Raw genomic sequence first — 23,784 nt, forward strand, 5'->3', positions numbered from 1 at the left:
TTGGAAAAGGTCGATATTTTCAAGGATATCGCTGAACGAACAGGAGGCGATATATACTTAGGAGTCGTAGGTGCTGTCCGTACAGGGAAATCCACGTTCATTAAAAAATTTATGGAGCTTGTGGTGCTCCCGAATATCAGTAACGAAGCAGACCGGGCCCGCGCGCAGGATGAACTGCCGCAGAGCGCGGCCGGCAAAACGATTATGACTACAGAGCCTAAATTTGTTCCGAATCAGGCGATGTCTGTTCATGTGTCAGACGGACTCGATGTCAATATAAGATTAGTAGATTGTGTAGGGTACACAGTGCCCGGCGCAAAAGGATATGAAGATGAAAACGGGCCGCGGATGATCAACACGCCTTGGTACGAAGAACCGATCCCATTTCATGAGGCTGCTGAAATCGGCACACGAAAAGTCATTCAAGAACATTCGACCATCGGAGTTGTCATTACGACTGACGGCACCATTGGAGATATTCCGAGGAGTGACTATATAGAGGCTGAAGAAAGAGTCATTGAAGAGCTGAAAGAGGTAGGCAAACCTTTTATTATGGTTATCAACTCAGTCAGGCCTTATCACCCGGAAACAGAAGCGATGCGCCAAGATTTAAGCGAAAAGTATGATATCCCGGTATTGGCAATGAGCGTGGAAAGCATGCGGGAAACAGATGTGCTGAGTGTGCTCAGAGAGGCTCTGTATGAGTTTCCAGTGCTTGAAGTGAATGTCAACCTTCCAAGCTGGGTAATGGTATTGAAAGAAAACCATTGGCTGCGTGAAAGCTATCAGGAATCCGTAAAGGAAACGGTTAAGGATATTAAGCGTCTCCGGGACGTAGACAGGGTTGTCGGCCAATTCAGCGAGTTTGAGTTTATTGAAAGTGCCGGATTAGCCGGGATTGAACTGGGCCAAGGGGTGGCTGAAATTGATTTGTACGCGCCGGATCATCTATACGATCAAATCCTAAAAGAAGTGGTGGGCGTTGAAATCAGAGGCAGAGACCATCTGCTTGAGCTTATGCAGGACTTTTCTCATGCGAAAACAGAATATGATCAAGTATCCGATGCTTTAAAAATGGTCAAACAGACGGGGTACGGCATTGCAGCGCCTGCTTTAACTGATATGAGTCTCGATGAGCCGGAAATTATACGGCAGGGTTCGCGATTCGGTGTAAGGCTGAAAGCTGTCGCTCCGTCAATCCATATGATCAAAGTCGACGTCGAAAGCGAATTCGCGCCGATCATCGGAACGGAAAAACAAAGCGAAGAGCTTGTGCGCTATTTAATGCAGGACTTTGAGGATGATCCGCTATCCATCTGGAACTCAGATATCTTTGGAAGATCACTGAGCTCAATTGTGAGAGAAGGGATCCAGGCAAAGCTGTCGTTAATGCCTGAAAACGCACGGTACAAATTAAAAGAAACATTAGAAAGAATTATAAACGAAGGATCAGGCGGATTAATCGCCATCATTCTGTAATACCGAAGGACCTCTTTATAGAATAGGAGGTCTTTTTTTCTTTGTTCTTATTAATGGAAAAGGAACAAAGAATAGGATGAAAAAAGGAAAAAAAGGAATATTTGTTCGGCAAATCACGTTAAATCCTTGACGAGCAAGGGATTGACGCTTTAAAATGCTTGATATGGCTTTTTATATGTGTTACTCTACATACAGAAATTCTTCACTTTGTTGGACAAACATTCCTCAAAGTGCAGTTTTTCTTAAAAAGCCGTTTAATTGTCTTTCTTGCCTGCTCTGATTTTTTCTGGGACAGGTTTAGAATCAGACTGAACTGTGAAGAAATGATAATAAACGAACTGACTGTATTCCTTTTGGGAGGAGGTGAAAGGCATGAACAAAACAGAACTTATCAATGCGGTTGCAGAAGCAAGCGAATTGTCTAAAAAAGACGCTACAAAAGCAGTTGACTCTGTTTTTGATACGATCTTAGATGCACTTAAAAACGGTGATAAAATTCAACTGATCGGTTTTGGTAACTTTGAGGTGCGTGAACGTTCTGCACGTAAAGGACGCAACCCTCAAACAGGTGAAGAAATCGAAATTCCAGCAAGCAAAGTACCTGCGTTCAAACCAGGTAAAGCGCTTAAAGATGCAGTTGCCGGAAAATAATTGTGAATATAGATCGTGTATGCATCTAGCTTACATACACTTTATTTCTTCACAGAAAAGCCCCTTTCTAAGGGGCTTTTCATATTTCAAGAGCATAGGAGTCCTGACAGGCATTCGCTTTGCTTTTAGCGGGGCATGTGTGCTAGAATCGAAATTAAATGTATTCATTGGTGGAGGACATAGAACATGAAAGAAGTTAATAAAGAGCAAATCGAACAAGCTGTTCGTCAAATTTTAGAAGCAATCGGGGAAGACCCGAATAGAGAAGGCCTTCTTGATACGCCGAAAAGAGTCGCAAAGATGTACGCTGAAGTATTCTCCGGCTTAAATGAAGATCCAAAAGAACATTTCCAGACTATCTTCGGTGAAAACCATGAGGAGCTTGTTCTTGTAAAAGATATCGCGTTTCATTCTATGTGTGAGCATCACCTTGTCCCCTTTTATGGAAAAGCACACGTTGCATATATACCGCGAGGCGGAAAGGTCACAGGACTCAGCAAACTGGCACGCGCTGTTGAAGCAGTTGCAAAGCGTCCGCAGCTTCAAGAGCGTATCACGTCTACAATTGCGGAAAGCATCGTAGAAACGCTTGATCCGCATGGCGTAATGGTAGTGGTTGAAGCAGAGCACATGTGCATGACAATGCGCGGTGTCAGAAAACCAGGTGCAAAAACTGTCACTTCAGCAGTAAGAGGCATTTTTAAAGATGATGCCGCTGCCCGTTCTGAAGTATTGGAACATATTAAACGCCACGACTAATAAAGATAGAGGGTGCTATAAATGAACGAAAAGCATTCAAGTGATTTTGTCGTCATTAAAGCGGTGGAGGACGGAGTGAATGTGATCGGCCTGACAAGAGGAACAGACACAAAGTTTCATCATTCCGAAAAACTCGATAAGGGAGAAGTAATCATTGCTCAGTTCACAGAGCATACTTCTGCTATTAAAATCAGAGGAGAGGCTCTCATTCAAACCGCATACGGAGAAATGAAAAGCGAAAAAAAATAAGCTGGCTGTCCCCGCTGTTAAATGCAAATGTTCGCAAACAGCGGGAGGATACAGCCAATTTCTTTTTTTTATGCTATAATGATACCTGCGTAAGTGAATGAAAAGATAATACTCATACATAGATTAAGAAATAAATGTGAATTTGGGGACAAGGGTGATATTTTTGCAAGACATCTACGGAACTTTAGCCAATCTGAACACGAAATTAAAACAAAAGCTGTCTCATCCTTATTTAGCGAAGCATATTTCTGCGCCAAAAATTGATGAGGATAAGCTTCTTCTTTTTCATGCTTTATTTGAAGAAGCTGATATAAAAAGCAACGACAGAGAAAATTATATTGTAACAGCGATGCTTGTACAAAGCGCCCTTGATACCCATGATGAAGTGACGACAGCCAGAGTCATAAAACGAGACGAAAACAAAAACCGCCAATTGACTGTTCTGGCAGGTGATTATTTCAGCGGGCTGTATTACTCTTTACTATCTGAAATGAAGGATATCTACATGATTCGGACGCTTGCTACAGCCATCAAAGAGATCAATGAACATAAGATTCGTCTGTATGACCGTTCTTTCAAGGATGAACATGATTTTTTCGAAAGTGTCGGCATCGTTGAGTCAGCATTATTCCACCGGGTATCGGATCATTTCAGCCTTCCGCGCTGGAAAAAGCTGTCGAGTGATTTTTTTGTGTTTAAACGGCTTATGAGCGGAAATGATACATTTCTGGATGTGATCGGCAGTTTTATACAGCTCGGAAAAACAAAAGAAGAGATATTAGAAGAGTGTTTTAAAAAAGCGAAAAACAGCATTGAGTCACTTTTGCCTCTGAATTCACCTATTCAGCACATTTTATTAAACCGTCTGAAGACAATCAGCCAAGATCAAACCTATCATCAGAAAGTGGAAGAAGGGTAAGCCATATGCAGGACTCAAAAGAACAGCGCGTACACGGAGTATTTGAAAAAATATATAAAAACTATGATCAAATGAACTCTGTCATCAGTTTTCAGCAGCATAAAAAATGGCGTAACAAAACGATGCGCATCATGGATGTAAAAGAAGGCGCCAAAGCACTTGATGTCTGCTGCGGAACAGCTGACTGGACGATCGCGCTTGCAGAAGCAGCGGGCAAAAGCGGCGAGATCAAAGGCTTGGATTTCAGTGAAAATATGCTGAGTGTCGGCCAGAAAAAAGTAAAAGACGGCGGATACAGCCAAATTGAACTGCTGCACGGAAATGCGATGGAGCTTCCTTTTGATGATGATACATTTGATTATGTCACGATCGGCTTCGGGCTCCGCAATGTCCCCGACTACTTGACTGTACTGAAAGAGATGAGACGTGTGGTAAAGCCGGGCGGCCTTGTGGTATGTCTGGAAACGTCCCAGCCGGAAATGTTCGGATTCAGACAGGCTTATTTTATATACTTTAAGTATATGATGCCGTTTTTCGGGAAACTGTTTGCCAAGAGCTATAAAGAATATTCCTGGCTTCAAGAATCAGCCAGAGAATTTCCTGGAATGAAGGAATTGGCAGGCCTGTTTGAAGAGGCGGGTCTGAAGAATGTCAAATATCATTCGTTTACTGGCGGAGTCGCTGCCACGCATATCGGATGGAAATGAAAACATAGATGTTTGGGTGAATGATATGAAATTTAAAATGGCCTACTCTTTTTTAAATGACGATATTGATGTGATCGAAAGAGAACTTGAACAAACCGTACGTTCCGATTACCCGCTTTTAAGCGAGGCGGGTCTTCACCTGCTGCAGGCCGGAGGGAAACGTATTCGGCCTGTTTTCGTGCTGCTTTCCGGCATGTTTGGGGATTATGATATTAATAAAATTAAATATGTCGCTGTCACGCTGGAAATGATCCACATGGCATCTTTAGTTCATGATGATGTTATTGATGATGCGGAACTTCGCAGAGGGAAACCGACAATCAAAGCAAAATGGGACAATCGCATTGCAATGTACACAGGCGATTATATGCTGGCGGGATCTCTTGAAATGATGACGAGAATTAATGAACCGAAAGCCCATAGGATTTTGTCACAAACGATTGTTGAAGTCTGTCTTGGGGAAATCGAGCAGATCAAAGACAAATACAACATGGAACAAAATCTCCGAACGTATCTTCGCCGCATCAAAAGAAAAACGGCGCTCCTGATCGCGGTCAGCTGCCAGCTCGGTGCCATTGCGTCCGGAGCCGATGAAAAGATTCATAAAGCTCTGTACTGGTTTGGGTATTACGTCGGCATGTCTTATCAAATCATTGATGATATCCTTGACTTTACTTCAACTGAAGAGGAGCTGGGCAAACCCGTTGGAGGAGATTTGCTTCAAGGGAATGTCACATTGCCAGTGCTGTATGCATTGAAAAATCCAGCACTGAAAAATCAACTTCAATTGATTAACAGTGAGACAACGCAGGAACAGCTTGAGCCGATCATTGAGGAAATCAAAAAAACGGATGCCATTAAAGCATCTATAGCAGTAAGCGAAATGTATCTGCAAAAAGCTTTCCAAAAACTAAACACGCTTCCGAGAGGGCGTGCACGTTCGTCTCTTGCAGCGATCGCAAAATATATCGGTAAAAGAAAATTTTAATTTTGTAGATATTAAGAAATTTCTCCACCCCCAATTGATTAATGATCAGAAAGATGTTACGATTTCGGTGTGCAATGTGAAAGCCTATACATACATAATGATGGGGTGGAGAATATGATGGAAAAGACTTTTATCATGGTGAAACCAGATGGTGTCCAACGTCAGCTCATTGGGGATATTTTATCCAGATTTGAACGTAAGGGCTTGCAGTTAGCTGGTGCCAAGTTAATGAGAGTATCTGAACAATTGGCTGCGAAACACTATGCCGAACATCAAGGGAAGCCTTTCTTTGGAGAACTTGTTGAGTTTATTACTTCAGGCCCTGTATTCGCAATGGTTTGGGAAGGCGAAAATGTCATTGAAGTGACGAGACAACTGATCGGAAAGACAAATCCTAAAGAAGCTTTACCTGGTACGATTCGGGGAGATTACGGCATGTTTGTCGGAAAAAACATCATCCACGGCTCTGATTCTCTCGAAAGTGCAGAACGCGAGATAAACAATTTCTTTAAGAATGAAGAATTAGTATCATATCAGCAGCTCATGGCTGGCTGGATCTATTAATCATTGTGAAAGTATGTAACAGAGCCGGTGCCATCTGATGGGCCGGTTTTTGCTTTCTTTTGTAAAGGCTTACATCAAAGGGGATAAAGGGGTTAATGGCAGCAGTGTATCAGACTCATGTCTCTCCCTACGAACTAAAATCAGCTGAAAAGCTGATTTTTTTATGGAAACCATACTATTTACTGATAAAACAAGCTATACTAGGACAAAAAGATAGCGAGATTGGGAGAGTAGAGAGATGGATACATACAGTGTATTTACAACGAAGTGGAAACAATTAACTGGAGTTGATCTGACATTATATAAAGAAGCACAAATGAAGAGAAGGCTGACGTCGCTATATGAGAAAAAGGGCTTTCAAAGCTTTAAGGACTTTGCGGCTGCATTGGAGAAGGATCAGGCTCTCTTAAATGAAACATTGGACAGAATGACGATCAATGTTTCAGAATTTTATCGTAATTATAAAAGGTGGGAAGTTCTTGAGACTGCTATTCTTCCGTTAATCAAGAACAATAAGCCTTTAAAGATATGGAGTGCCGCTTGCTCAACAGGTGAGGAGCCTTACACACTTGCCATGCTTTTAGAACAGCAAAAAGGTCTTTCTGGATTTCAGATTTTGGCGACAGACCTTGATGAAAAGGCACTGGAAAAAGCGCAAAATGGCGTTTATCAGGAACGTTCTTTACAGGAAGTGCCCTCCTCTGTGAAGGATCGCTATTTTACTCAACATGCAAATAGAAGCTATGAAGTAAAACCGGAAATTAAAAAGAATATTACATTCAAAAAACACAACCTGCTGGCAGATCGTTATGAACAAGACTTTGACTTGATCGTGTGCCGCAACGTATTGATTTATTTTACAGAGCGTGCGAAGGAAGAGCTGTATTTAAAAATGGCACATAGCTTGAAAAAGAATGGAGTGCTTTTTGTCGGCAGCACCGAGCAAATCTTCAATCCAGAGAAATTCGGTCTGGTTCCAGCTGATACATTCTTTTATCAAAAAAGATAGACTGACTTTTTGCTGAAAAATATGTTATAGTGGTTTTACTTAAAAGCGTTAATGTGATGAAGGGAGAAGAGGTTATGAGATATTTAACAGCCGGAGAATCACACGGTCCCCAACTGACAACCATTATTGAAGGTGTGCCTGCCGGGCTTTACATAACGGAGGAAGATATCAATTTTGAGCTTGCCAGACGCCAAAAAGGCTATGGCCGCGGCCGCCGAATGCAGATCGAAAAAGACCAAGCGAAAATGATGAGCGGGGTGCGCCATGCGCGTACACTTGGTTCACCAATTGCTCTCGTTGTTGAAAATAATGATTGGAAGCATTGGACAAAAATTATGGGTGCGGCTCCGATTACAGAAGATGAAGAAAAGGAAATGAAGCGCCAAATTTCCAGACCGAGACCTGGGCACGCTGATTTAAACGGTGCGATTAAATATAATCACCGTGATATGAGAAATGTGCTTGAGCGTTCTTCAGCAAGGGAAACAACTGTCAGAGTAGCGGCAGGCGCTGTCGCGAAAAAAATTCTCTCTGAGCTGGGCATTAAAGTGGCGGGCCACGTATTGCAAATTGGCGCAGTTAAAGCTGAAAAAACACAATATGCGTCAATCGAAGACCTGCAGCGTGTAACAGAGGAATCTCCGGTCAGATGCTACGATGAAGAAGCGGGCAAAAAAATGATGACTGCCATTGACGAAGCGAAGGCAAATGGAGATTCGATCGGCGGGATTGTAGAAGTCATTGTTGAAGGAATGCCAGTAGGCGTGGGCAGTTATGTTCATTATGACCGCAAGCTGGACAGCAAGCTTGCTGCAGCTGTGCTGTCAATTAACGCGTTTAAAGGCGTGGAATTCGGCATCGGATTTGAGGCGGCAGGTCGAAATGGAAGTGAAGTCCATGACGAGATCATTTGGGATGAGGAAAAGGGATATACCCGTGCGACCAACAGACTCGGAGGACTGGAAGGCGGTATGACGACAGGAATGCCAATTGTTGTCCGCGGAGTCATGAAGCCGATCCCGACTTTGTATAAACCGCTGAAAAGCGTAGATATTGAAACGAAAGAACCATTTTCCGCCAGTATCGAACGTTCAGACAGCTGTGCCGTGCCTGCTGCAAGTGTAGTAGCTGAAGCGGCTGTCGCATGGGAAATTGCGAACGCAGTTGTTGAACAATTCGGCTTAGATCAAATTGACCGCATTAAAGAAAATGTGGAGAATATGAGAAAACTGTCGAGGGAATTTTAATGAAAACACTGCATGTTCAAACCGCTTCCTCGTCGTATCCTGTTTTTATTGGGAAAGGTATCAGAAAAGAGGCTTGTGAACTATTAACCTCTTTAAACAGGCCTTTAACACGGATTATGCTTGTCACGGATGAAGAGGTGGACCGCCTGTATGGTGATGAAATGCTTCGTCTGCTGCAAGAAAAGTGGCCTGTGAAAAAAGTGACGGTGCCGAGCGGAGAGCAGGCGAAATCCATGGACATGTACACAGAACTCCAAAGTGAAGCGATTCGTTTTCATATGGATCGCTCCTCATGCATCATCGCATTTGGCGGCGGTGTTGTTGGTGATCTTGCCGGTTTTGTGGCAGCTACTTTTATGCGCGGCATTGATTTCATCCAAATGCCTACGACGCTTTTGGCGCATGACAGCGCAGTCGGAGGCAAAGTAGCCGTAAACCATCCGCTCGGAAAAAATCTAATCGGTGCGTTTTATCAGCCGAAGGCGGTACTATATGATACTGACTTCCTGCGTTCTCTGCCTGAAAAAGAGCTTCGGTCCGGAATGGCAGAAGTGATTAAACACGCTTTTATCTATGACAAAGCGTTTCTGGAAGAGCTGTTGAATATCCGCTCCTTGCACGATATCACCAGCGATCGGCTGAATGACATGATATTTAAAGGCGTCTCCATTAAAGCGTCTGTCGTGCAGGAGGATGAAAAAGAAGAGGGGATCAGAGCTTACTTAAACTTCGGACATACGCTTGGCCATGCGGTTGAGGCGGAATATGGATACGGACAAATCACTCACGGTGATGCCGTAGCCCTTGGAATGCAGTTTGCTTTATATATAAGTGAAAAGACAGCAGGCTGTGAAATGGATAGAAAACAGCTGATCAGCTGGCTGAAAAACTTGGGATATCCAACTCAAATAAAAAAAGAGACTGAAACCTCCGTTCTAGTGGACCGTATGATGAATGATAAGAAAACCCGAGACGGGAAGATTCAGTTTATCGTTCTTAACGAATTAGGGAAAGTTGCCGATCACACATTTTCCAGAAATGAACTTGAGAGCTGGCTGCATAAATGGCGATTGGAGGAGACATCATGATGATTCGCGGAATTCGCGGAGCAACAACAGTTGAACAGGATACAGAAGAAGAAGTGTTACAAAAAACAAAACAGCTGTTAGAGAAAATCATAGAAGAAAACAAAACGAAGCCGGAAGATGTTGTTCAAATTCTTCTTTCGGCGACGCCTGATTTGCACTCTGTTTTCCCGGCAAAAGCTGTCCGTGAGCTTTCTGGCTGGCAGTATGTGCCGGTAACCTGTATGCAGGAAATGGATGTAACCGGCGGTCTGAAAAAGTGTATAAGGGTTATGATGACCGTTCAGACAGACGTTCCTCAGGATCAGATCAGACATGTATATTTAGAAAAAGCCGTCGTATTAAGACCCGATTTATCATTGACAAAAAATACTGAATTGTAATACGATAGGAACAGCTTAGAAATACACAAGAGTGTGTATAAAGCGATGAAAATGAGTTGAGTTAGAGAATAGGGTAGCAGAGAATGAGTGTAGTTGAGCTGAGACATGTATGTTTATTCTACCCAAAAGAAGCCTTTCTTTTGGGTTTATTTGTTATATAATGTTTTATCCTCTCATGCCATCTTCTCATTCTCCTTGCCATAAGGAGTGAGAGTAATGAATTTCCAATCCAACATTTCTGCATTTTTACAGGACAGCTTGTCCTACCGCACGATACCGATCGTGGAGACCTTCACAGTCGATACGATGACACCCATTCAAATGATAGAGAAGCTTGATAGGGAGATTACTTATCTTCTAGAAAGCAAGGATGATACATCCAATTGGTCAAGATATTCGTTTATCGGCCTGAATCCGTTTCTCACAATTAAAGAAGAACAGAGACATTTTACAGCTGTTGATCAGGACGGCAGATCTCTATACACAGGAAACGAACTAAAAGAAGTGCTGAACTGGATGAACACCACATACAACATCAAAACGCCAGAGCTAAGTATCCCTTTTGTCGGAGGGGCTGTCGGGTACTTAAGCTATGATATGGTCCCGATGATTGAGCCTTCTGTTCCTGCCCATACAAAAGAAACAGAAATGGAAAAGTGTATGCTGTTTGTTTGCCGGACATTAATGGCGTATGATCATGAAACCAAAAACGTCCACTTTATCCAATATGCAAGGCTCAATGGACAAGAAACGGAAAACGAAAAGATTGATGTGTTTTACCAAAATCATCAGGCGCTTCAAGAGCTCATCGGAAAAATGATGGATCCAAAAAACATAAAAGAACTGTTTCTTTCGGCTGATTCATATAAGACACCCAGCTTTGAGACGTTATCCTCTAATTATGAAAAGTCAGCTTTTATGGCTGATGTAGAAAAAATAAAAGAATATATAAAAGCGGGCGATATCTTCCAGGGCGTCCTGTCACAAAAATTTGAGATTCCGATAACATCAGATGCCTTTGAGTTATATCGTGTGCTTAGGATCGTCAACCCTTCACCGTATATGTATTATATAAAGCTCCAAGACAGAGAAATAGTCGGCAGCTCGCCGGAACGGTTAATTCACGTTAAGGACGGGCACTTGGAAATCCATCCGATTGCCGGTACGAGAAAACGGGGCGCAGATCAAGCGGAAGATGAAAAACTCAAAATGGACCTGATGAAGGATGAAAAAGAAAAAGCGGAACACTACATGCTCGTTGATCTTGCCCGGAACGATATTGGCAGAGTAGCAGAGTATGGATCTGTTTCTGTGCCGGAGTTCACAAGCGTTGTTTCTTTTTCGCATGTTATGCACATTATTTCAGTGGTGACAGGCAGATTGAAAGAAGGAGTTCATCCTATTGATGCTCTAATGTCCGCATTCCCGGCGGGTACGTTAACAGGCGCTCCAAAAATCCGTGCCATGCAGCTTTTGCAAGAGCTGGAGCCCACTCCGAGAGAGACATACGGCGGCTGCATTGCCTACATTGGATTTGACGGTAATATCGATTCTTGCATTACGATTCGCACCATGAGCGTCAAGGACGGCGTCGCATCGATTCAAGCAGGTGCTGGTATTGTTGCAGATTCTGTTCCGGAAGCTGAATACGAGGAAAGCTGTAATAAAGCCGGTGCACTGATGAAAACAATTCATATTGCAGAAGACATGTTTCGTAGCAAGGAGGATAAAGGTGATGAACAAATTTCTACAATCGTGCGTTGACGGAAAAACACTTACTGCTGGTGAAGCAGAGGCACTAATGAATATGATGATGACAGCGGAGATGACGCCTTCTGAAGTGGGAGGCATATTGTCTATCCTTGCTCATCGGGGAGAGACGCCAGAAGAGCTTACAGGCTTTATGAAGGCGATGCGGGCACACGCTCTGACTGTCGATGGACTTTCTGATGTTGTCGACACATGCGGAACCGGAGGAGATGGCATTTCCACTTTTAATATCTCAACGGCATCGGCGATTGTTGCTTCAGCAGCAGGGGCGAAGGTTGCTAAACACGGCAACCGTTCTGTCTCTTCAAAAAGCGGAAGCGCTGATGTTTTAGAGGCGTTAGAGGTTCCTATTCAAACCACTCCTGAACATGTCAAAAGCAGTATTGAAACAAACAACATGGGTTTTTTGTTTGCACCGCTTTATCATTCGTCTATGAAATATGTCGCGCGGACTAGAAAAGAATTAGGCTTCAGAACGGTATTTAATCTGCTTGGACCGCTCAGCAATCCTTTGCAGACGAAGCGTCAGGTGATCGGGGTCTATTCCTCTGAAAAAGCGGGATTGATGGCAAGTGCACTGGAGACGTTTCAGCCAAAGCATGTCATGTTTGTATCAAGCCGTGATGGTTTAGATGAGCTTTCGATTACAGCACCGACCGATGTGATTGAATTAAAAGACGGAGAGCGTCGGGAATATACCGTTACACCCGAAGATTTTGGTTTCAAAAATGGGAGACTTGAAGATTTACAGGTGCAGTCGCCGAAAGAAAGCGCCTTTCTCATTCAGAATATTTTTGAAAATAAAAGCAGCAGCTCCGCTTTATCTATTACCGCTTTTAATGCAGGGGCTGCGATATATGCGGCGGGAATAGCAGCTTCGCTGAAAGAAGGAACAGAGCTGGCGTTAGAGACAATTACAAGCGGAGGTGCGGCTGTGCAGCTTGAACGACTAAAGCAGAAAGAGGAAGAGATCTATGCTTGAAAACATCATCAAACAAAAGAAAGAAGAAGTAAAAACATTGGTCCTGCCGGAAGAGCAGTGTTTCGAAAAACGTTCATTTAAAGAGGCGCTGGCAAGCCCGAATCGGTTTATCGGGCTGATTGCTGAAGTGAAGAAAGCATCACCTTCAAAAGGGCTTATTAAAGAGAATTTTGTCCCTGAACAGATTGCGAAAGACTATGAAACTGCAAAGGCCGATGCGCTTTCTGTTTTAACAGACACCCCGTTTTTTCAAGGGGAAAACAGCTATTTATCAGATGTGAAACGTGCTGTCAGGATACCTGTCCTCAGAAAAGATTTTATTATTGATTCTCTTCAAGTGGAGGAATCAAGAAGAATCGGAGCGGATGCCATCTTGTTAATCGGCGAGGTGCTTGATCCTTTACATCTTCATGAATTATATCTTGAAGCAGGTGAAAAAAAGATGGATGTCCTGGTAGAGGTTCATGATGCCTCGACACTTGAGCAAATTTTGAAAGTGTTCACGCCTGATATTCTTGGTATAAACAATCGAAATCTAAAAACATTTGAAACTTCTATAAAACAGACAGAACAAATTGCATCTCTTGCCCCGAAAAAATCACTGCTTGTCAGTGAAAGCGGAATCGGTTCTTTAAAAGATTTAACATTTGTCAAAGAACGTGGTGCACGTGCTGTGCTAATCGGTGAATCATTGATGAGACAAACATCACAGCAAAAAGCCGTCCATGCTTTGTTTGAGGAGTAAGGTATGAAGAAGCCGGTATTAAAATATTGCGGTATAAGGTCACTGCAGGATTTGCAGCTTGCAGCGGGATCGCAGGCTGATTATCTGGGCTTTATTTTTGTTGCTGAAAGCAAACGAAATGTATCTCCGTATGATGTGAAAAAATGGCTGAGTCAAGTTCGTATCGAAAAACAGGTTGCGGGTGTTTTTGTTAATGAATCGATAGAGAAGATGTCACGCATTGCTGAAGACTTGAATCTCGATGTTATTCAGCTTCACGGTGATGAAAATCCAGCGGAGGCCGGTGCGCTTCGTATGATAGCAGATTGTGAAATATGGAAGGCGCTTCATCATCATGAGAACACGCTTCACGAAATAGCCCGCTTTAAAGATGATGTGGACGGATTTGTCATTGATTCATCTGTCAAAGGGGCAAGAGGCGGCACAGGTGTTTCTTTTTCTTGGGACTGTGTGCCGGAATACCAGCAGGCGGCTACAGGCAAACGATGTTTTATTGCAGGCGGTGTGAATCCGGATACTATCACAGACCTATTGACATATAAGCCAGCAGGAATTGACCTTGCCAGCGGAATCGAAAAAAACGGGCAAAAAGATCAGAATTTAATGAGGCTTTTAGAAGAAAGGATGAATCGATATGTATCTATATCCAAATGAAATAGGAAGATACGGTGATTTTGGCGGGAAGTTTGTGCCCGAAACACTGATGCAGCCGTTAGAAGAAATTGAATCTGCATTTAAAGAAGTTAAGGATGATCCAGCTTTTCGTAAAGAATATAATCAGCTGTTACATGACTATTCCGGACGGCCGACTGCATTAACATATGCTGATCGAGTCACAGAATATTTAGGCGGGGCAAAGATCTATTTGAAACGAGAAGATTTAAACCACACAGGTTCTCATAAAATCAATAATGCCCTGGGTCAAGCGCTGCTTGCGAAAAAAATGGGCAAAACGAAAATCATTGCTGAAACCGGTGCCGGTCAGCACGGCGTCGCCGCTGCAACAGTTGCAGCCAAATTTGGCTTTTCCTGCACTGTGTTTATGGGCGAGGAGGATGTTGCCCGCCAGTCACTGAACGTTTTCCGAATGAAGCTTCTTGGGGCGGAAGTAGTGCCAGTAACAAGCGGAAACGGCACATTAAAGGATGCTACAAATGAGGCGATCCGTTACTGGGTTCAGCATTGTGAGGACCACTTTTACATGATTGGATCAGTTGTCGGCCCGCACCCTTATCCGCACGTGGTCCGTGAATTTCAAAAAATGATCGGTGAGGAAGCGAAGGATCAGCTGAAACACCTTGAAGGCTCCTTGCCTGATAAAGTAGTGGCGTGTGTAGGCGGAGGAAGCAATGCAATAGGCATGTTTCAAGCATTTTTAGATGAAGAGGTTGATCTGATCGGAGCTGAAGCAGCAGGGAAGGGGATTGATACTGCTCTTCATGCCGCTACAATTACGAAAGGAACCGTAGGCGTTATTCACGGTTCATTGACTTATCTCATTCAAGATGAGTTCGGGCAAATCATTGAGCCTTACTCCATTTCAGCAGGACTCGACTATCCAGGAATCGGTCCCGAGCACGCTCACTTGCATAAAAGCGGCCGTGTCATTTACGACAGTGTCACAGATGAAGAAGCGGTGGATGCGTTAAGGCTCTTGTCAGAAAAAGAGGGGATTTTGCCGGCAATTGAATCTGCCCATGCGTTAGCGAAAGCATTCAAACTCGCCAAAGAGATGGAGCGTGGCCAAACGATTCTCATCTGTTTATCAGGGCGGGGAGATAAGGATGTCAACACATTAATGAATGTATTGGAAGAAGAGGTGAAAACGCATGTTTAAATTAAACCTTCAAGCATCAGAGAGATTGTTTATCCCGTTTATTACGGCGGGCGATCCATCGCCCGCGGTTTCGGTTGAACTGGCGAAGTCTTTCCAAAAAGCGGGCGCTACGGCATTGGAGCTTGGTGTTGCATACTCAGATCCGCTGGCAGACGGTCCGGTAATTCAGCGGGCTTCAAAGCGGGCGCTTGATCATGGAATGAATATCGTCAAGGCAATCGAATTAGGCGGAGACATGAAAAAAAACGGAGTGAATATTCCGATTATCCTCTTTACGTATTATAATCCTGTGTTACAATTGAACAAAGAATACTTTTTCGCTTTACTGCGGGAAAATCACATTGACGGTCTGCTTGTTCCAGACTTGCCATTAGAAGAAAGCGCCAGCCTTCAAGCAGAATGCAAGAACCATGGGGTGACGTATATTTCTTTGGTTGCGCCGACAAGTGAAAGCCGTTTGAAAACCATTATTGAACAAGCCGAGGGCTTCGTCTACTGTGTATCTTCTCTAGGTGTGACTGGTATCCGCAATGAGTTCAATTCATCCGTGTACCCGTTCATCCGGACAGTGAAGGAACTGAGCACTGTTCCTGTTGCTGTAGGATTCGGTATATCAAACCGTGAACAGGTCATGAAGATGAATGAAATATGTGACGGTGTCGTCGTGGGAAGTGCGCTCGTCGGAAAAATAGAAGAATTAAAGGAGCGGCTCATCAGCGCTGAAACGAGAAACCAAGCGCTGCAGGAGTTTGAAGATTACGCGATGACGTTTGGCGGCTTGTACAGTTTAAAATGAGGTGACTGGATTTGCGAATCAAAGAACATTTAAAACAGCTGAAGCCTTATCAGCCAGGTAAGCCAATTGAAGCAGTAAAATCAGAATATGGCTTGGATAAAGTTGTGAAGCTTGCTTCAAACGAGAATCCGTATGGCTGTTCGGAAGTTGTAAAAGAGGCGCTTCATCATGAAATTCAACAGCTTGCGCTTTATCCGGACGGATATAGCGCCGCTTTACGGACAAGGCTCAGTGAGCATCTCAATGTCAGCGAAACATCACTTATTTTCGGAAATGGTTCAGATGAAATCATTCAGATCATCTGTCGGGCATTTTTACATGATAAAACCAACACGATAACTGCTGCCCCGACTTTTCCGCAATATAAACATAATGCGGTCATAGAAGGCGCTGAAGTTCGCGAAATCGCACTTCGTCCTGACGCCTCACATGATTTAGACGCCATGCTGGAAGCGATTGACGAACAGACACAAGTCGTTTGGATATGCAGCCCGAATAACCCGACTGGCACTTATACAACGGAAGGGGAATTGCTCGCATTTCTGGAACGTGTCCCTTCTCGTGTTCTCGTTGTTCTTGACGAAGCATATTATGAATATGTGACAGAAGAAGATTATCCGGAAACTGTGCCGCTATTAAACAAATACTCCAATCTGATGATTTTGCGGACATTTTCAAAAGCTTACGGCCTGGCAGCGCTTAGAGTCGGGTACGGAATTGCTGACGAGAACCTCATTCGCCAGATTGAGCCGGCGAGAGAGCCGTTTAATACAAGCCGTCTGGGCCAGACTGCGGCGATCGCAGCGCTTGATGATCAAGCATTTATTGCTGCCTGTGTCGAGCAAAATAAAGCAGGCCTTCAGCAATATTATGATTTTGCGAAGGCTCATGGTTTAAAGTGCTATCCTTCACAGACAAACTTTGTGCTGATTGATTTTAACCGTCCTTCTGATGAACTGTTTCAGGCTCTGCTGGAAAGAGGTTATATTGTCCGGTCGGGAAATGCATTAGGCTTCCCGACATCACTCCGAATTACGATTGGAACAAAAGAGCAAAACAAAGAAATTATTTCTATTTTAGATGAAATTTTATAAGAGGTGATCTCATATCACCTCTTTAGTCTATAAGCCAGGTGATGATGGATGAATCGAATGAAAGATACCATATTCCTCGCCGGCCTGGGGTTGATAGGCGGTTCGATTGCGTTAGCGATCAAAAAAAATCATCCCGGCAAACGGATCATCGGAATTGATATCTCTGAGGAACAGGCAGTAGCTGCATTAAAATTAGGTGTAATTGACGAGTGTGCGGATTCGTTTATTAGCGGTGCAAAAGAGGCAGCGACAGTAATCATTGCGACCCCTGTTGCGCAAACCCTGCTTATGCTCGATGAACTGGCTCATTCAGGGATAGAACATGAGCTTTTGATTACCGATGTCGGAAGCACAAAGCAAAAAGTGGTTCAATACGCTGATCAAGTGCTGCCTAGCCGCTATCAATTTGTCGGAGGGCACCCGATGGCAGGTTCACATAAATCAGGGGTGGCTGCTGCGAAGGAATTCCTATTTGAAAATGCATTTTATATTTTGACGCCCGGACAGAAAACGGAGAGACAAGCGGTAGAGCAATTGCAACATTTGCTGAAGGGTACAAATGCCCATTTTGTGGAAATGTCACCTGAAGAACATGATGGCGTTACGAGTGTTATTAGTCATTTTCCGCATATAGTCGCAGCAAGCCTCGTTCACCAAGCCCATCATTCTGAAGAACTTTATCCGCTTGTTAAACGTTTTGCAGCTGGCGGGTTCAGGGATATTACAAGGATTGCATCAAGCAGCCCGGCCATGTGGCGGGATATTTTATTACATAATAAAGATAAAATTTTGGATCGTTTTGATGAGTGGATTCGTGAAATGGAGAAAATCCGAGCATATGTAGAACAGAAAGATGCGGAACATCTATTTCGTTATTTCAAAACGGCTAAGGATTATCGCGACGGACTGCCGCTTCGGCAGAAAGGTGCGATACCTGCATTTTATGATTTATACGTGGATGTTCCTGATCATCCTGGTGTGATTTCTGAGATAACAGCTATCTTAGCTGCGGAGCGCATCAGTATCACGAATATCCGCATTATTGAAACACGAGAAGATATTAACGGAATTTTAAGGATCAGCTTTCAGACGGATGATGACCGGAAGCGGGCTGAACAATGCATTGAAGCCCGGGCTGAATATAAAACTTTTTATGCTGATTGAGGTGGAGATTTAAATGAAAAGAGAAAAGGTGCAGGTCTTACATGGAGAAATACACGTTCCTGGTGATAAATCCATTTCTCACCGCTCTGTCATGTTTGGTGCGCTGGCAAATGGCACAACAACTGTTAAAAACTTTTTGCCGGGAGCGGATTGTTTGAGCACAATCGATTGTTTTAGAAAAATGGGTGTGCAAATTGAGCAAAATGGCAGCGATGTCGTCATTTACGGTGAAGGAATCGAGTCTCTGAGGGAGCCAGAAAGCTTTTTAGATGTCGGGAATTCAGGTACAACAATTCGCCTGATGCTCGGTATTTTGGCGGGCCGTCCTTTTTACAGTGCAGTAGCCGGAGATGAGAGCATTGCGAAGCGCCCAATGAAGCGTGTAACAGAGCCTTTGAAAAAAATGGGTGCTAAAATCGACGGAAGAGCCGGAGGAGACTTCACCCCGCTATCTGTGAGCGGCGCTTCATTAAAAGGCATTGATTATGTATCACCTGTTGCAAGTGCACAAATTAAATCCGCTGTTTTGCTGGCCGGATTACAGGCTGAAGGGACAACAACCGTCACAGAGCCTCATAAATCCCGAGACCATACGGAGCGAATGCTTTCTGCCTTTGGCGTTAAGCTTTTTGAAGGTCAAACAAGCGTTTCTATCACCGGGGGCCAGAAAATGACAGCTGCAGATATTTTTGTTCCTGGAGACATATCTTCAGCGGCATTTTTTCTTGCTGCAGGTGCAATGGTTCCAAACAGCAGCATTGTATTGAAAAATGTAGGTTTAAATCCGACTCGGACAGGTATCATTGACGTCCTTCAAAATATGGGAGCAAAACTTGAAATCAAACCGTCTGCTGACAGCGGGGCAGAGCCATATGGAGATTTGATCATCGAAACGTCATCTTTAAAAGCTGTTGAAATCGGAGGAGACATCATTCCGCGTTTGATTGATGAAATCCCTATCATCGCACTTCTCGCAACTCAAGCGGAAGGGACCACTATTATTAAAGATGCGGCAGAGCTTAAGGTAAAAGAAACAAACCGCATTGACACCGTGGTTTCCGAACTTCGTAAGCTGGGTGCTGAGATTGAACCGACAGCAGATGGAATGAAGGTTTATGGCAAACAAACATTGAAAGGCGGCGCAACAGTGTCCAGCCACGGGGATCATCGAATCGGAATGATGCTCGGCATCGCTTCCTGTATAACGGAAGAGCCGATTGAACTCGAGCAGACAGAAGCCATTCACGTTTCTTATCCAACCTTCTTTAAGCATTTAAATAAGCTTTCTAACAAATCCTGAGGTATTTTGCTTCAGGATTTTTTGTGCGGATTGTCTGTGAAAATCATATTCTGAGGCAAAAAAACATAGCTTGTCTTATAAAGAGAAAAGAAAATTGAAAAGGGGGGATGCGCTTACTTACAAGCCGGCAGGTCAGCGAACTGCTTTACTGTACTGAGGGGCGATTCTTCCTTTTTTCATTTTCTATCACAAAAACTTTTGGTAAACTAATAACACTCAATAATTCCCTGCCGTACAGCAAGCATCTTATTTGCCGGGGGCTTTTCTCTGAATTATGATAAGGATAGCCCTAACAAATAAAGCTTTTTTGTATGGTTGATGTTGTATAGGAAAAGAAAGGACCGGTCCGATTTGAATACATTGATTCAAGAAGCCATAAAATTAGTTGAAGCAGGTGAAACAGAAAAAGGCCTCAACACTCTCTCAAAAGCTGAAAAACAGCTCCATGATGAAGACAAAGCCATTGCAGCCCAGCTTTATTACGAGTGGGGTAATGTGGAGAAAGCGATTTCGCTGATCAGTGATTTACATGATTTATATCCAAACGAGACAGAACTGACGAATTTTTATGCCGAACTTTTAATAGATATTGACGAAGAAGAAAAAGCCCTTACTGTGCTGGAAACCATTCCGGAAACAGATCCATCATATCCGGAAAGTTTGCTGCTTATGGCAGATCTTTATCAGATGCAGGGGTTATTCGAAGTCAGTGAACAAAAGCTTTTACAAGCAAAGTCCATTCTGGACAGTGAACCCATCATTGATTTTGCACTGGGGGAACTTTACTTTACGCAGGGAGCCTATGCAAAAGCGGTTCAATATTTTAAAACAACGGCTGAGGTGCAGAGTGAGATTGGGGGCGTTAATGTCCATCAGAGACTGGCCGAATCGTTAAGTGCCTCAGGTGAATTTGAGGATGCCATTCAATGGTATGAGAAAGCCGCTGATGAGAATCCTGATCCTAACACGATTTTTGGTTATGGATTTACAGCATTACAGGCAGGGCTTGTGAAAACAGCTATTAAGCAGCTGTCTGATTTAAAAGAGCTTGATCCTTCTTATTCTTCACTTTATATGCCGCTTTCGAAAAGCTATGAAGCTGAAGGAATGTATGAAGAGGCATTCAAAACGGCAAAAGAGGGTATCAATTACGATGAGTATAACAAAGAGCTTTACCTCTATGCCGCAAAAATGGCCTTGAAAATCGGGAATCCAGAAGATGGAAAAAATCTACTTCAGGAGGCGCTCGCGCTCGATCCTGGCTTCGTCGAGGCCCTTCATACACTTCTTGCTGTATATCATAAAGAAGAGGATTATGAACAAATCATTGATCTGATTCAAGAGGTTCGCGGCTATGGAGAAGAAGATCCGAAATACAATTGGTATCTGGCGAGCGCTTATACCGAATTAGAGGAATACGAAAAAGCAAAACAATCTTTTGAAACTGCCTTTCTTCATTACAGGGAGGACAGAGATTTCTTATATGAATACGCAAGCTTCCTGTTAGAAGAAGGTCTGCAAAAAGAAGCGTTGCCGCTTTTGAAAAAGGTTCTTGAAATTGACGGGGCCAATGAAGAGCTGGAAGAAACGATTTTGCGAATCGAGGATGAATTTTCTAGGTAAGCAGGAATGTTCACCATATATGTGGAACATATAAGTATATAAATTATACGAACGATAGAGGAGGGAATTACATGCAGACCCCTGTTTCTGTCAATGAGAAAAAAGATTTTATCCGTTGGTTTTTAAACCATTATCAGTTAAAGCGCCGAGAATGCGTTTGGATTTTGAACTACTTAATGAGCCATGATTCTCTCATGGAGAAGGTTCATTTTGTGGAGCAGGCCGAATTTTGCCCGAGAGGCATCATTATGTCAACACATTGTGTGGAAGAAGTTCCGTTTCGGTTCTATAAAGAGAATATCATGACAACCGACGCTGAAAAATCTTTTCATGATATTAGATTAAATAAGCAGCAGGATTTGTTTATCCAGCTTAATTTCCGTTCAGCTTACAGCTCACCTGAGTATGCGGCTGTATTGGAATCCAATCCTCATATTCCGAAGGATCTGTTTGGAAACAAAAAAGATCAGGGACTGGCTGAACAATTTTTGGAGCATGCTATTTCTACCTTCCAAAGAGAAAAATTATTAAAAGACATTGATGACGCGTTAGATCGTCATGATAAAGTTGCCTTTGAACAACTATCGCGCCAATTGAATCAGCTCACATAATATGACCAGCCTTGCAGCGTATTGCAAGGCTAGTTGTCGTAAAGGGGGAAAACAATGAGGTGGAGAATCAGCGATGCCAAGGACTATTTACAATCTAAAGATTACATTGATACCGCTATCATTCCAATAATTAACATAAAAACAGGGAGTCATTTTAAAATGGCGGCTGAGAAAGGCGAGTTCATTCAGCTTCTGGCAGAAGAACTGGAAAGGCAGTTAAAGGGACGGGTATATTTGCTGCCCCCTTATACATATGTTGATAGAAATGAAATAACTGTTCAAGGGCTCAAGAATTTGCGGGAAGAGCTGATATCAGAATTTTCTCATGTTGTACTGCTTACATCTGAAGAAAATTGGAAAAGTGAGGATGCATTAGGCAAAATCATTGTTACGCCGTCTATACCATTAGAGCATGTAAATGACTCCTTAAAAAGAAAAATATTAGATGAACGTACCGCTGAAATTTTGAACGTTTTGTTACAGTTGTGGAGCAATATATAAAAACACTTACATTTCCTTATAAACAATATTTTGGCTATATTGACCTTGCTGAGAGATTCATATATTATGAGGGTGTCTAAAGGTATTGCAATATTTTCTATTTTAGTCAGTTTACAGGGGTGTTCTAGAGGGGGGGAGAAGAGATGGGCAAACATGATATATCCAGACGTCAATTTTTGAATTATACGCTCACAGGCGTAGGGGGGTTTATGGCGGCTAGTATGCTCATGCCGATGGTTCGCTTTGCACTCGACCCGGTATTAAAATCGACAGGCAAGCAGGACATGGTTCAGGTTGTCAGCGTAGATGAACTGACAAAAGAGCCGCAGCGCTTTGATTTCAAAATTAATCAAGTCGATGCCTGGTATGAATCAGAAGAGTCAAGATCAGCCTGGGTCTTCAAAAATGGGGAAGAAATTGTAGCACTTTCGCCAATTTGCAAGCACTTAGGATGTACGGTGAACTGGAATAGTGATCCTAAAAATCCGAATAAATTCTTTTGTCCATGCCATTATGGACTCTATGAAAAGGACGGCACCAATGTCCCGGGCACACCGCCGCTTGCGCCTCTTGATCATTATGAACAAGAAGTAAAAGACGGCTTCCTGTATCTTGGAAAAGCAAAGCCTAAGGGGGAAGGGTGACATGCTGAACAAAATTTATGACTGGGTAGATGAGCGGCTTGATATTACACCGATGTGGAGGGATATTGCCGATCACGAAGTACCGGAACATGTAAATCCCGCTCACCATTTTTCGGCGTTTGTGTATTGCTTTGGAGGGCTGACGTTTTTTGTAACCGTTATCCAAGTGTTATCTGGAATGTTTTTAACGATGTATTATGTGCCTGATATCAAAAATGCCTGGGAATCGGTATATTATTTACAAAATGAAGTGGCATTCGGTCAGATTGTCAGGGGGATGCATCATTGGGGTGCGAGCCTAGTCATTGTAATGATGTTTTTACATACACTTAGGGTCTTTTTCCAAGGGGCGTATAAAAAGCCGCGCGAACTGAACTGGATTGTCGGTGTCTTGATCTTTTTTGTCATGCTCGGGCTTGGCTTTACAGGCTACTTGCTTCCTTGGGACATGAAGGCTTTGTTTGCTACAAAAGTCGGGCTGCAGATCGCTGAAGCCACGCCTTTAATCGGGACGCAAATCAAAACACTACTTGCGGGGCATCCGGATATTGTAGGCGCCCAAACGCTGACTAGGTTTTTTGCGATCCATGTATTTTTTCTTCCTGCCGCATTGTTCGGGCTCATGGCTGCACATTTTATTATGATCCGGAAGCAGGGGATTTCAGGACCGCTTTAAA

General features: G+C 43.3%; 26 protein-coding genes. All 26 read left to right on the top strand.

Going from position 1 to position 23,784, the window contains the following annotated elements:
- Complete coding sequence (gene spoIVA, locus BTW01_RS08730) at positions 1-1,479, top strand: stage IV sporulation protein A (protein WP_162102604.1); 1,479 nt, start codon at positions 1-3, stop codon at positions 1,477-1,479.
- Between the two features lie 372 nt (positions 1,480-1,851).
- Entirely contained in the window at positions 1,852-2,130 is a 279-nt protein-coding gene (gene hbs / locus BTW01_RS08735; protein ID WP_003153447.1) for a non-specific DNA-binding protein Hbs, read from the top strand.
- Positions 2,131-2,316: 186 nt separating this feature from the next.
- Positions 2,317-2,889 carry a GTP cyclohydrolase I FolE gene (folE, locus tag BTW01_RS08740; protein WP_162102605.1) on the top strand — a complete coding sequence of 191 codons (573 nt, stop codon included), beginning with the start codon at positions 2,317-2,319 and terminating at the stop codon, positions 2,887-2,889.
- A 21-nt stretch (positions 2,890-2,910) separates the two neighbouring features.
- Positions 2,911-3,138 carry a trp RNA-binding attenuation protein MtrB gene (mtrB, locus tag BTW01_RS08745; RefSeq protein ID WP_162102606.1) on the top strand — a complete coding sequence of 76 codons (228 nt, stop codon included), beginning with the start codon at positions 2,911-2,913 and terminating at the stop codon, positions 3,136-3,138.
- A gap of 163 nt (positions 3,139-3,301) precedes the next feature.
- Positions 3,302-4,057 (top strand): heptaprenyl diphosphate synthase component 1, encoded by a 756-nt coding sequence (gene hepS, locus BTW01_RS08750; protein WP_162102607.1) that lies wholly within the window; start codon positions 3,302-3,304, stop codon positions 4,055-4,057.
- 5 nt (positions 4,058-4,062) lie between these two features.
- Positions 4,063-4,764, top strand: a complete 702-nt coding sequence (gene menG, locus BTW01_RS08755; RefSeq protein ID WP_162102608.1) for a demethylmenaquinone methyltransferase — start codon at positions 4,063-4,065, stop codon at positions 4,762-4,764.
- Positions 4,765-4,789: 25 nt separating this feature from the next.
- A complete protein-coding gene (gene hepT, locus BTW01_RS08760) occupies positions 4,790-5,752 on the top strand; it encodes a heptaprenyl diphosphate synthase component II (protein WP_202923597.1) in 963 nt (320 codons plus the stop codon).
- Positions 5,753-5,866: 114 nt separating this feature from the next.
- Positions 5,867-6,316 carry a nucleoside-diphosphate kinase gene (gene ndk / locus BTW01_RS08765; protein ID WP_162102610.1) on the top strand — a complete coding sequence of 150 codons (450 nt, stop codon included), beginning with the start codon at positions 5,867-5,869 and terminating at the stop codon, positions 6,314-6,316.
- Positions 6,317-6,554: 238 nt separating this feature from the next.
- Positions 6,555-7,325: a protein-glutamate O-methyltransferase CheR gene (cheR, locus tag BTW01_RS08770; protein WP_162102611.1), complete on the top strand. Its 771-nt coding sequence runs from the start codon at positions 6,555-6,557 to the stop codon at positions 7,323-7,325.
- Positions 7,326-7,399: 74 nt separating this feature from the next.
- On the top strand, positions 7,400-8,572 hold the full coding sequence (gene aroC / locus BTW01_RS08775) for a chorismate synthase (RefSeq protein WP_162102612.1): 1,173 nt from the start codon (positions 7,400-7,402) through the stop codon (positions 8,570-8,572).
- Positions 8,572-9,660, top strand: a complete 1,089-nt coding sequence (gene aroB, locus BTW01_RS08780) for a 3-dehydroquinate synthase (protein WP_162102613.1) — start codon at positions 8,572-8,574, stop codon at positions 9,658-9,660. The genes aroC and aroB overlap by 1 nt, the downstream gene beginning before the upstream one ends.
- Positions 9,657-10,040, top strand: coding sequence for a chorismate mutase (aroH, locus tag BTW01_RS08785; RefSeq protein WP_162102614.1), 384 nt, complete (start codon positions 9,657-9,659; stop codon positions 10,038-10,040). Before aroB ends, aroH begins: the two co-directional genes overlap by 4 nt.
- A gap of 216 nt (positions 10,041-10,256) precedes the next feature.
- On the top strand, positions 10,257-11,804 hold the full coding sequence (trpE, locus tag BTW01_RS08790; protein ID WP_162102615.1) for an anthranilate synthase component I: 1,548 nt from the start codon (positions 10,257-10,259) through the stop codon (positions 11,802-11,804).
- Positions 11,776-12,792 (top strand): anthranilate phosphoribosyltransferase, encoded by a 1,017-nt coding sequence (trpD, locus tag BTW01_RS08795; protein ID WP_162102616.1) that lies wholly within the window; start codon positions 11,776-11,778, stop codon positions 12,790-12,792. The genes trpE and trpD overlap by 29 nt, the downstream gene beginning before the upstream one ends.
- Entirely contained in the window at positions 12,785-13,537 is a 753-nt protein-coding gene (gene trpC, locus BTW01_RS08800; RefSeq protein WP_162102617.1) for an indole-3-glycerol phosphate synthase TrpC, read from the top strand. Before trpD ends, trpC begins: the two co-directional genes overlap by 8 nt.
- A 3-nt stretch (positions 13,538-13,540) precedes the next feature.
- Entirely contained in the window at positions 13,541-14,191 is a 651-nt protein-coding gene (locus BTW01_RS08805) for a phosphoribosylanthranilate isomerase (RefSeq protein ID WP_162102618.1), read from the top strand.
- Positions 14,172-15,374, top strand: a complete 1,203-nt coding sequence (gene trpB / locus BTW01_RS08810; RefSeq protein ID WP_162102619.1) for a tryptophan synthase subunit beta — start codon at positions 14,172-14,174, stop codon at positions 15,372-15,374. Before BTW01_RS08805 ends, trpB begins: the two co-directional genes overlap by 20 nt.
- Positions 15,367-16,170, top strand: a complete 804-nt coding sequence (gene trpA, locus BTW01_RS08815) for a tryptophan synthase subunit alpha (protein WP_162102620.1) — start codon at positions 15,367-15,369, stop codon at positions 16,168-16,170. Before trpB ends, trpA begins: the two co-directional genes overlap by 8 nt.
- 11 nt (positions 16,171-16,181) lie before the next feature.
- Positions 16,182-17,264 carry a histidinol-phosphate transaminase gene (hisC, locus tag BTW01_RS08820; protein WP_162102621.1) on the top strand — a complete coding sequence of 361 codons (1,083 nt, stop codon included), beginning with the start codon at positions 16,182-16,184 and terminating at the stop codon, positions 17,262-17,264.
- Positions 17,265-17,312: 48 nt separating this feature from the next.
- On the top strand, positions 17,313-18,428 hold the full coding sequence (locus tag BTW01_RS08825; RefSeq protein ID WP_162102622.1) for a prephenate dehydrogenase: 1,116 nt from the start codon (positions 17,313-17,315) through the stop codon (positions 18,426-18,428).
- Between the two features lie 13 nt (positions 18,429-18,441).
- On the top strand, positions 18,442-19,728 hold the full coding sequence (gene aroA, locus BTW01_RS08830) for a 3-phosphoshikimate 1-carboxyvinyltransferase (RefSeq protein ID WP_162102623.1): 1,287 nt from the start codon (positions 18,442-18,444) through the stop codon (positions 19,726-19,728).
- A 351-nt stretch (positions 19,729-20,079) separates the two neighbouring features.
- Positions 20,080-21,351, top strand: coding sequence for a tetratricopeptide repeat protein (locus BTW01_RS08835; RefSeq protein ID WP_162102624.1), 1,272 nt, complete (start codon positions 20,080-20,082; stop codon positions 21,349-21,351).
- A 71-nt stretch (positions 21,352-21,422) separates the two neighbouring features.
- The gene (locus BTW01_RS08840; protein ID WP_162102625.1) at positions 21,423-21,962 is read left to right on the top strand and encodes a ReoY family proteolytic degradation factor; all 540 of its coding nucleotides are present in this window, start codon (positions 21,423-21,425) and stop codon (positions 21,960-21,962) included.
- Between the two features lie 54 nt (positions 21,963-22,016).
- Entirely contained in the window at positions 22,017-22,463 is a 447-nt protein-coding gene (locus BTW01_RS08845) for a YpiF family protein (protein WP_162102626.1), read from the top strand.
- A gap of 143 nt (positions 22,464-22,606) precedes the next feature.
- Entirely contained in the window at positions 22,607-23,107 is a 501-nt protein-coding gene (locus tag BTW01_RS08850; RefSeq protein ID WP_162102627.1) for a ubiquinol-cytochrome c reductase iron-sulfur subunit, read from the top strand.
- A gap of 1 nt (position 23,108) precedes the next feature.
- On the top strand, positions 23,109-23,783 hold the full coding sequence (gene qcrB / locus BTW01_RS08855) for a menaquinol-cytochrome c reductase cytochrome b subunit (protein ID WP_162102628.1): 675 nt from the start codon (positions 23,109-23,111) through the stop codon (positions 23,781-23,783).
- The last annotated feature ends 1 nt before the right edge of the window (position 23,784 follow it).

It is taken from the genome of Bacillus sp. SKDU12 (genome assembly GCF_010093085.1).
Taxonomy (GTDB): domain Bacteria; phylum Bacillota; class Bacilli; order Bacillales; family Bacillaceae; genus Bacillus; species Bacillus mexicanus.

Coding starts and splice junctions, on each gene's coding strand:
- trpA (WP_162102620.1), top strand. CDS start 15,367: ATGTTTAAATTAAACCTTCAAGCATCAGAGAGATTGTTTATCCCGTTT.
- hbs (WP_003153447.1), top strand. CDS start 1,852: ATGAACAAAACAGAACTTATCAATGCGGTTGCAGAAGCAAGCGAATTG.
- trpE (WP_162102615.1), top strand. CDS start 10,257: ATGAATTTCCAATCCAACATTTCTGCATTTTTACAGGACAGCTTGTCC.
- mtrB (WP_162102606.1), top strand. CDS start 2,911: ATGAACGAAAAGCATTCAAGTGATTTTGTCGTCATTAAAGCGGTGGAG.
- aroC (WP_162102612.1), top strand. CDS start 7,400: ATGAGATATTTAACAGCCGGAGAATCACACGGTCCCCAACTGACAACC.
- aroB (WP_162102613.1), top strand. CDS start 8,572: ATGAAAACACTGCATGTTCAAACCGCTTCCTCGTCGTATCCTGTTTTT.
- trpB (WP_162102619.1), top strand. CDS start 14,172: ATGTATCTATATCCAAATGAAATAGGAAGATACGGTGATTTTGGCGGG.
- ndk (WP_162102610.1), top strand. CDS start 5,867: ATGATGGAAAAGACTTTTATCATGGTGAAACCAGATGGTGTCCAACGT.
- BTW01_RS08850 (WP_162102627.1), top strand. CDS start 22,607: ATGGGCAAACATGATATATCCAGACGTCAATTTTTGAATTATACGCTC.
- cheR (WP_162102611.1), top strand. CDS start 6,555: ATGGATACATACAGTGTATTTACAACGAAGTGGAAACAATTAACTGGA.
- aroA (WP_162102623.1), top strand. CDS start 18,442: ATGAAAAGAGAAAAGGTGCAGGTCTTACATGGAGAAATACACGTTCCT.
- BTW01_RS08845 (WP_162102626.1), top strand. CDS start 22,017: ATGAGGTGGAGAATCAGCGATGCCAAGGACTATTTACAATCTAAAGAT.
- qcrB (WP_162102628.1), top strand. CDS start 23,109: ATGCTGAACAAAATTTATGACTGGGTAGATGAGCGGCTTGATATTACA.
- menG (WP_162102608.1), top strand. CDS start 4,063: ATGCAGGACTCAAAAGAACAGCGCGTACACGGAGTATTTGAAAAAATA.
- folE (WP_162102605.1), top strand. CDS start 2,317: ATGAAAGAAGTTAATAAAGAGCAAATCGAACAAGCTGTTCGTCAAATT.
- BTW01_RS08840 (WP_162102625.1), top strand. CDS start 21,423: ATGCAGACCCCTGTTTCTGTCAATGAGAAAAAAGATTTTATCCGTTGG.
- BTW01_RS08825 (WP_162102622.1), top strand. CDS start 17,313: ATGAATCGAATGAAAGATACCATATTCCTCGCCGGCCTGGGGTTGATA.
- trpC (WP_162102617.1), top strand. CDS start 12,785: ATGCTTGAAAACATCATCAAACAAAAGAAAGAAGAAGTAAAAACATTG.
- hepT (WP_202923597.1), top strand. CDS start 4,790: ATGAAATTTAAAATGGCCTACTCTTTTTTAAATGACGATATTGATGTG.
- aroH (WP_162102614.1), top strand. CDS start 9,657: ATGATGATTCGCGGAATTCGCGGAGCAACAACAGTTGAACAGGATACA.
- trpD (WP_162102616.1), top strand. CDS start 11,776: ATGAACAAATTTCTACAATCGTGCGTTGACGGAAAAACACTTACTGCT.
- BTW01_RS08805 (WP_162102618.1), top strand. CDS start 13,541: ATGAAGAAGCCGGTATTAAAATATTGCGGTATAAGGTCACTGCAGGAT.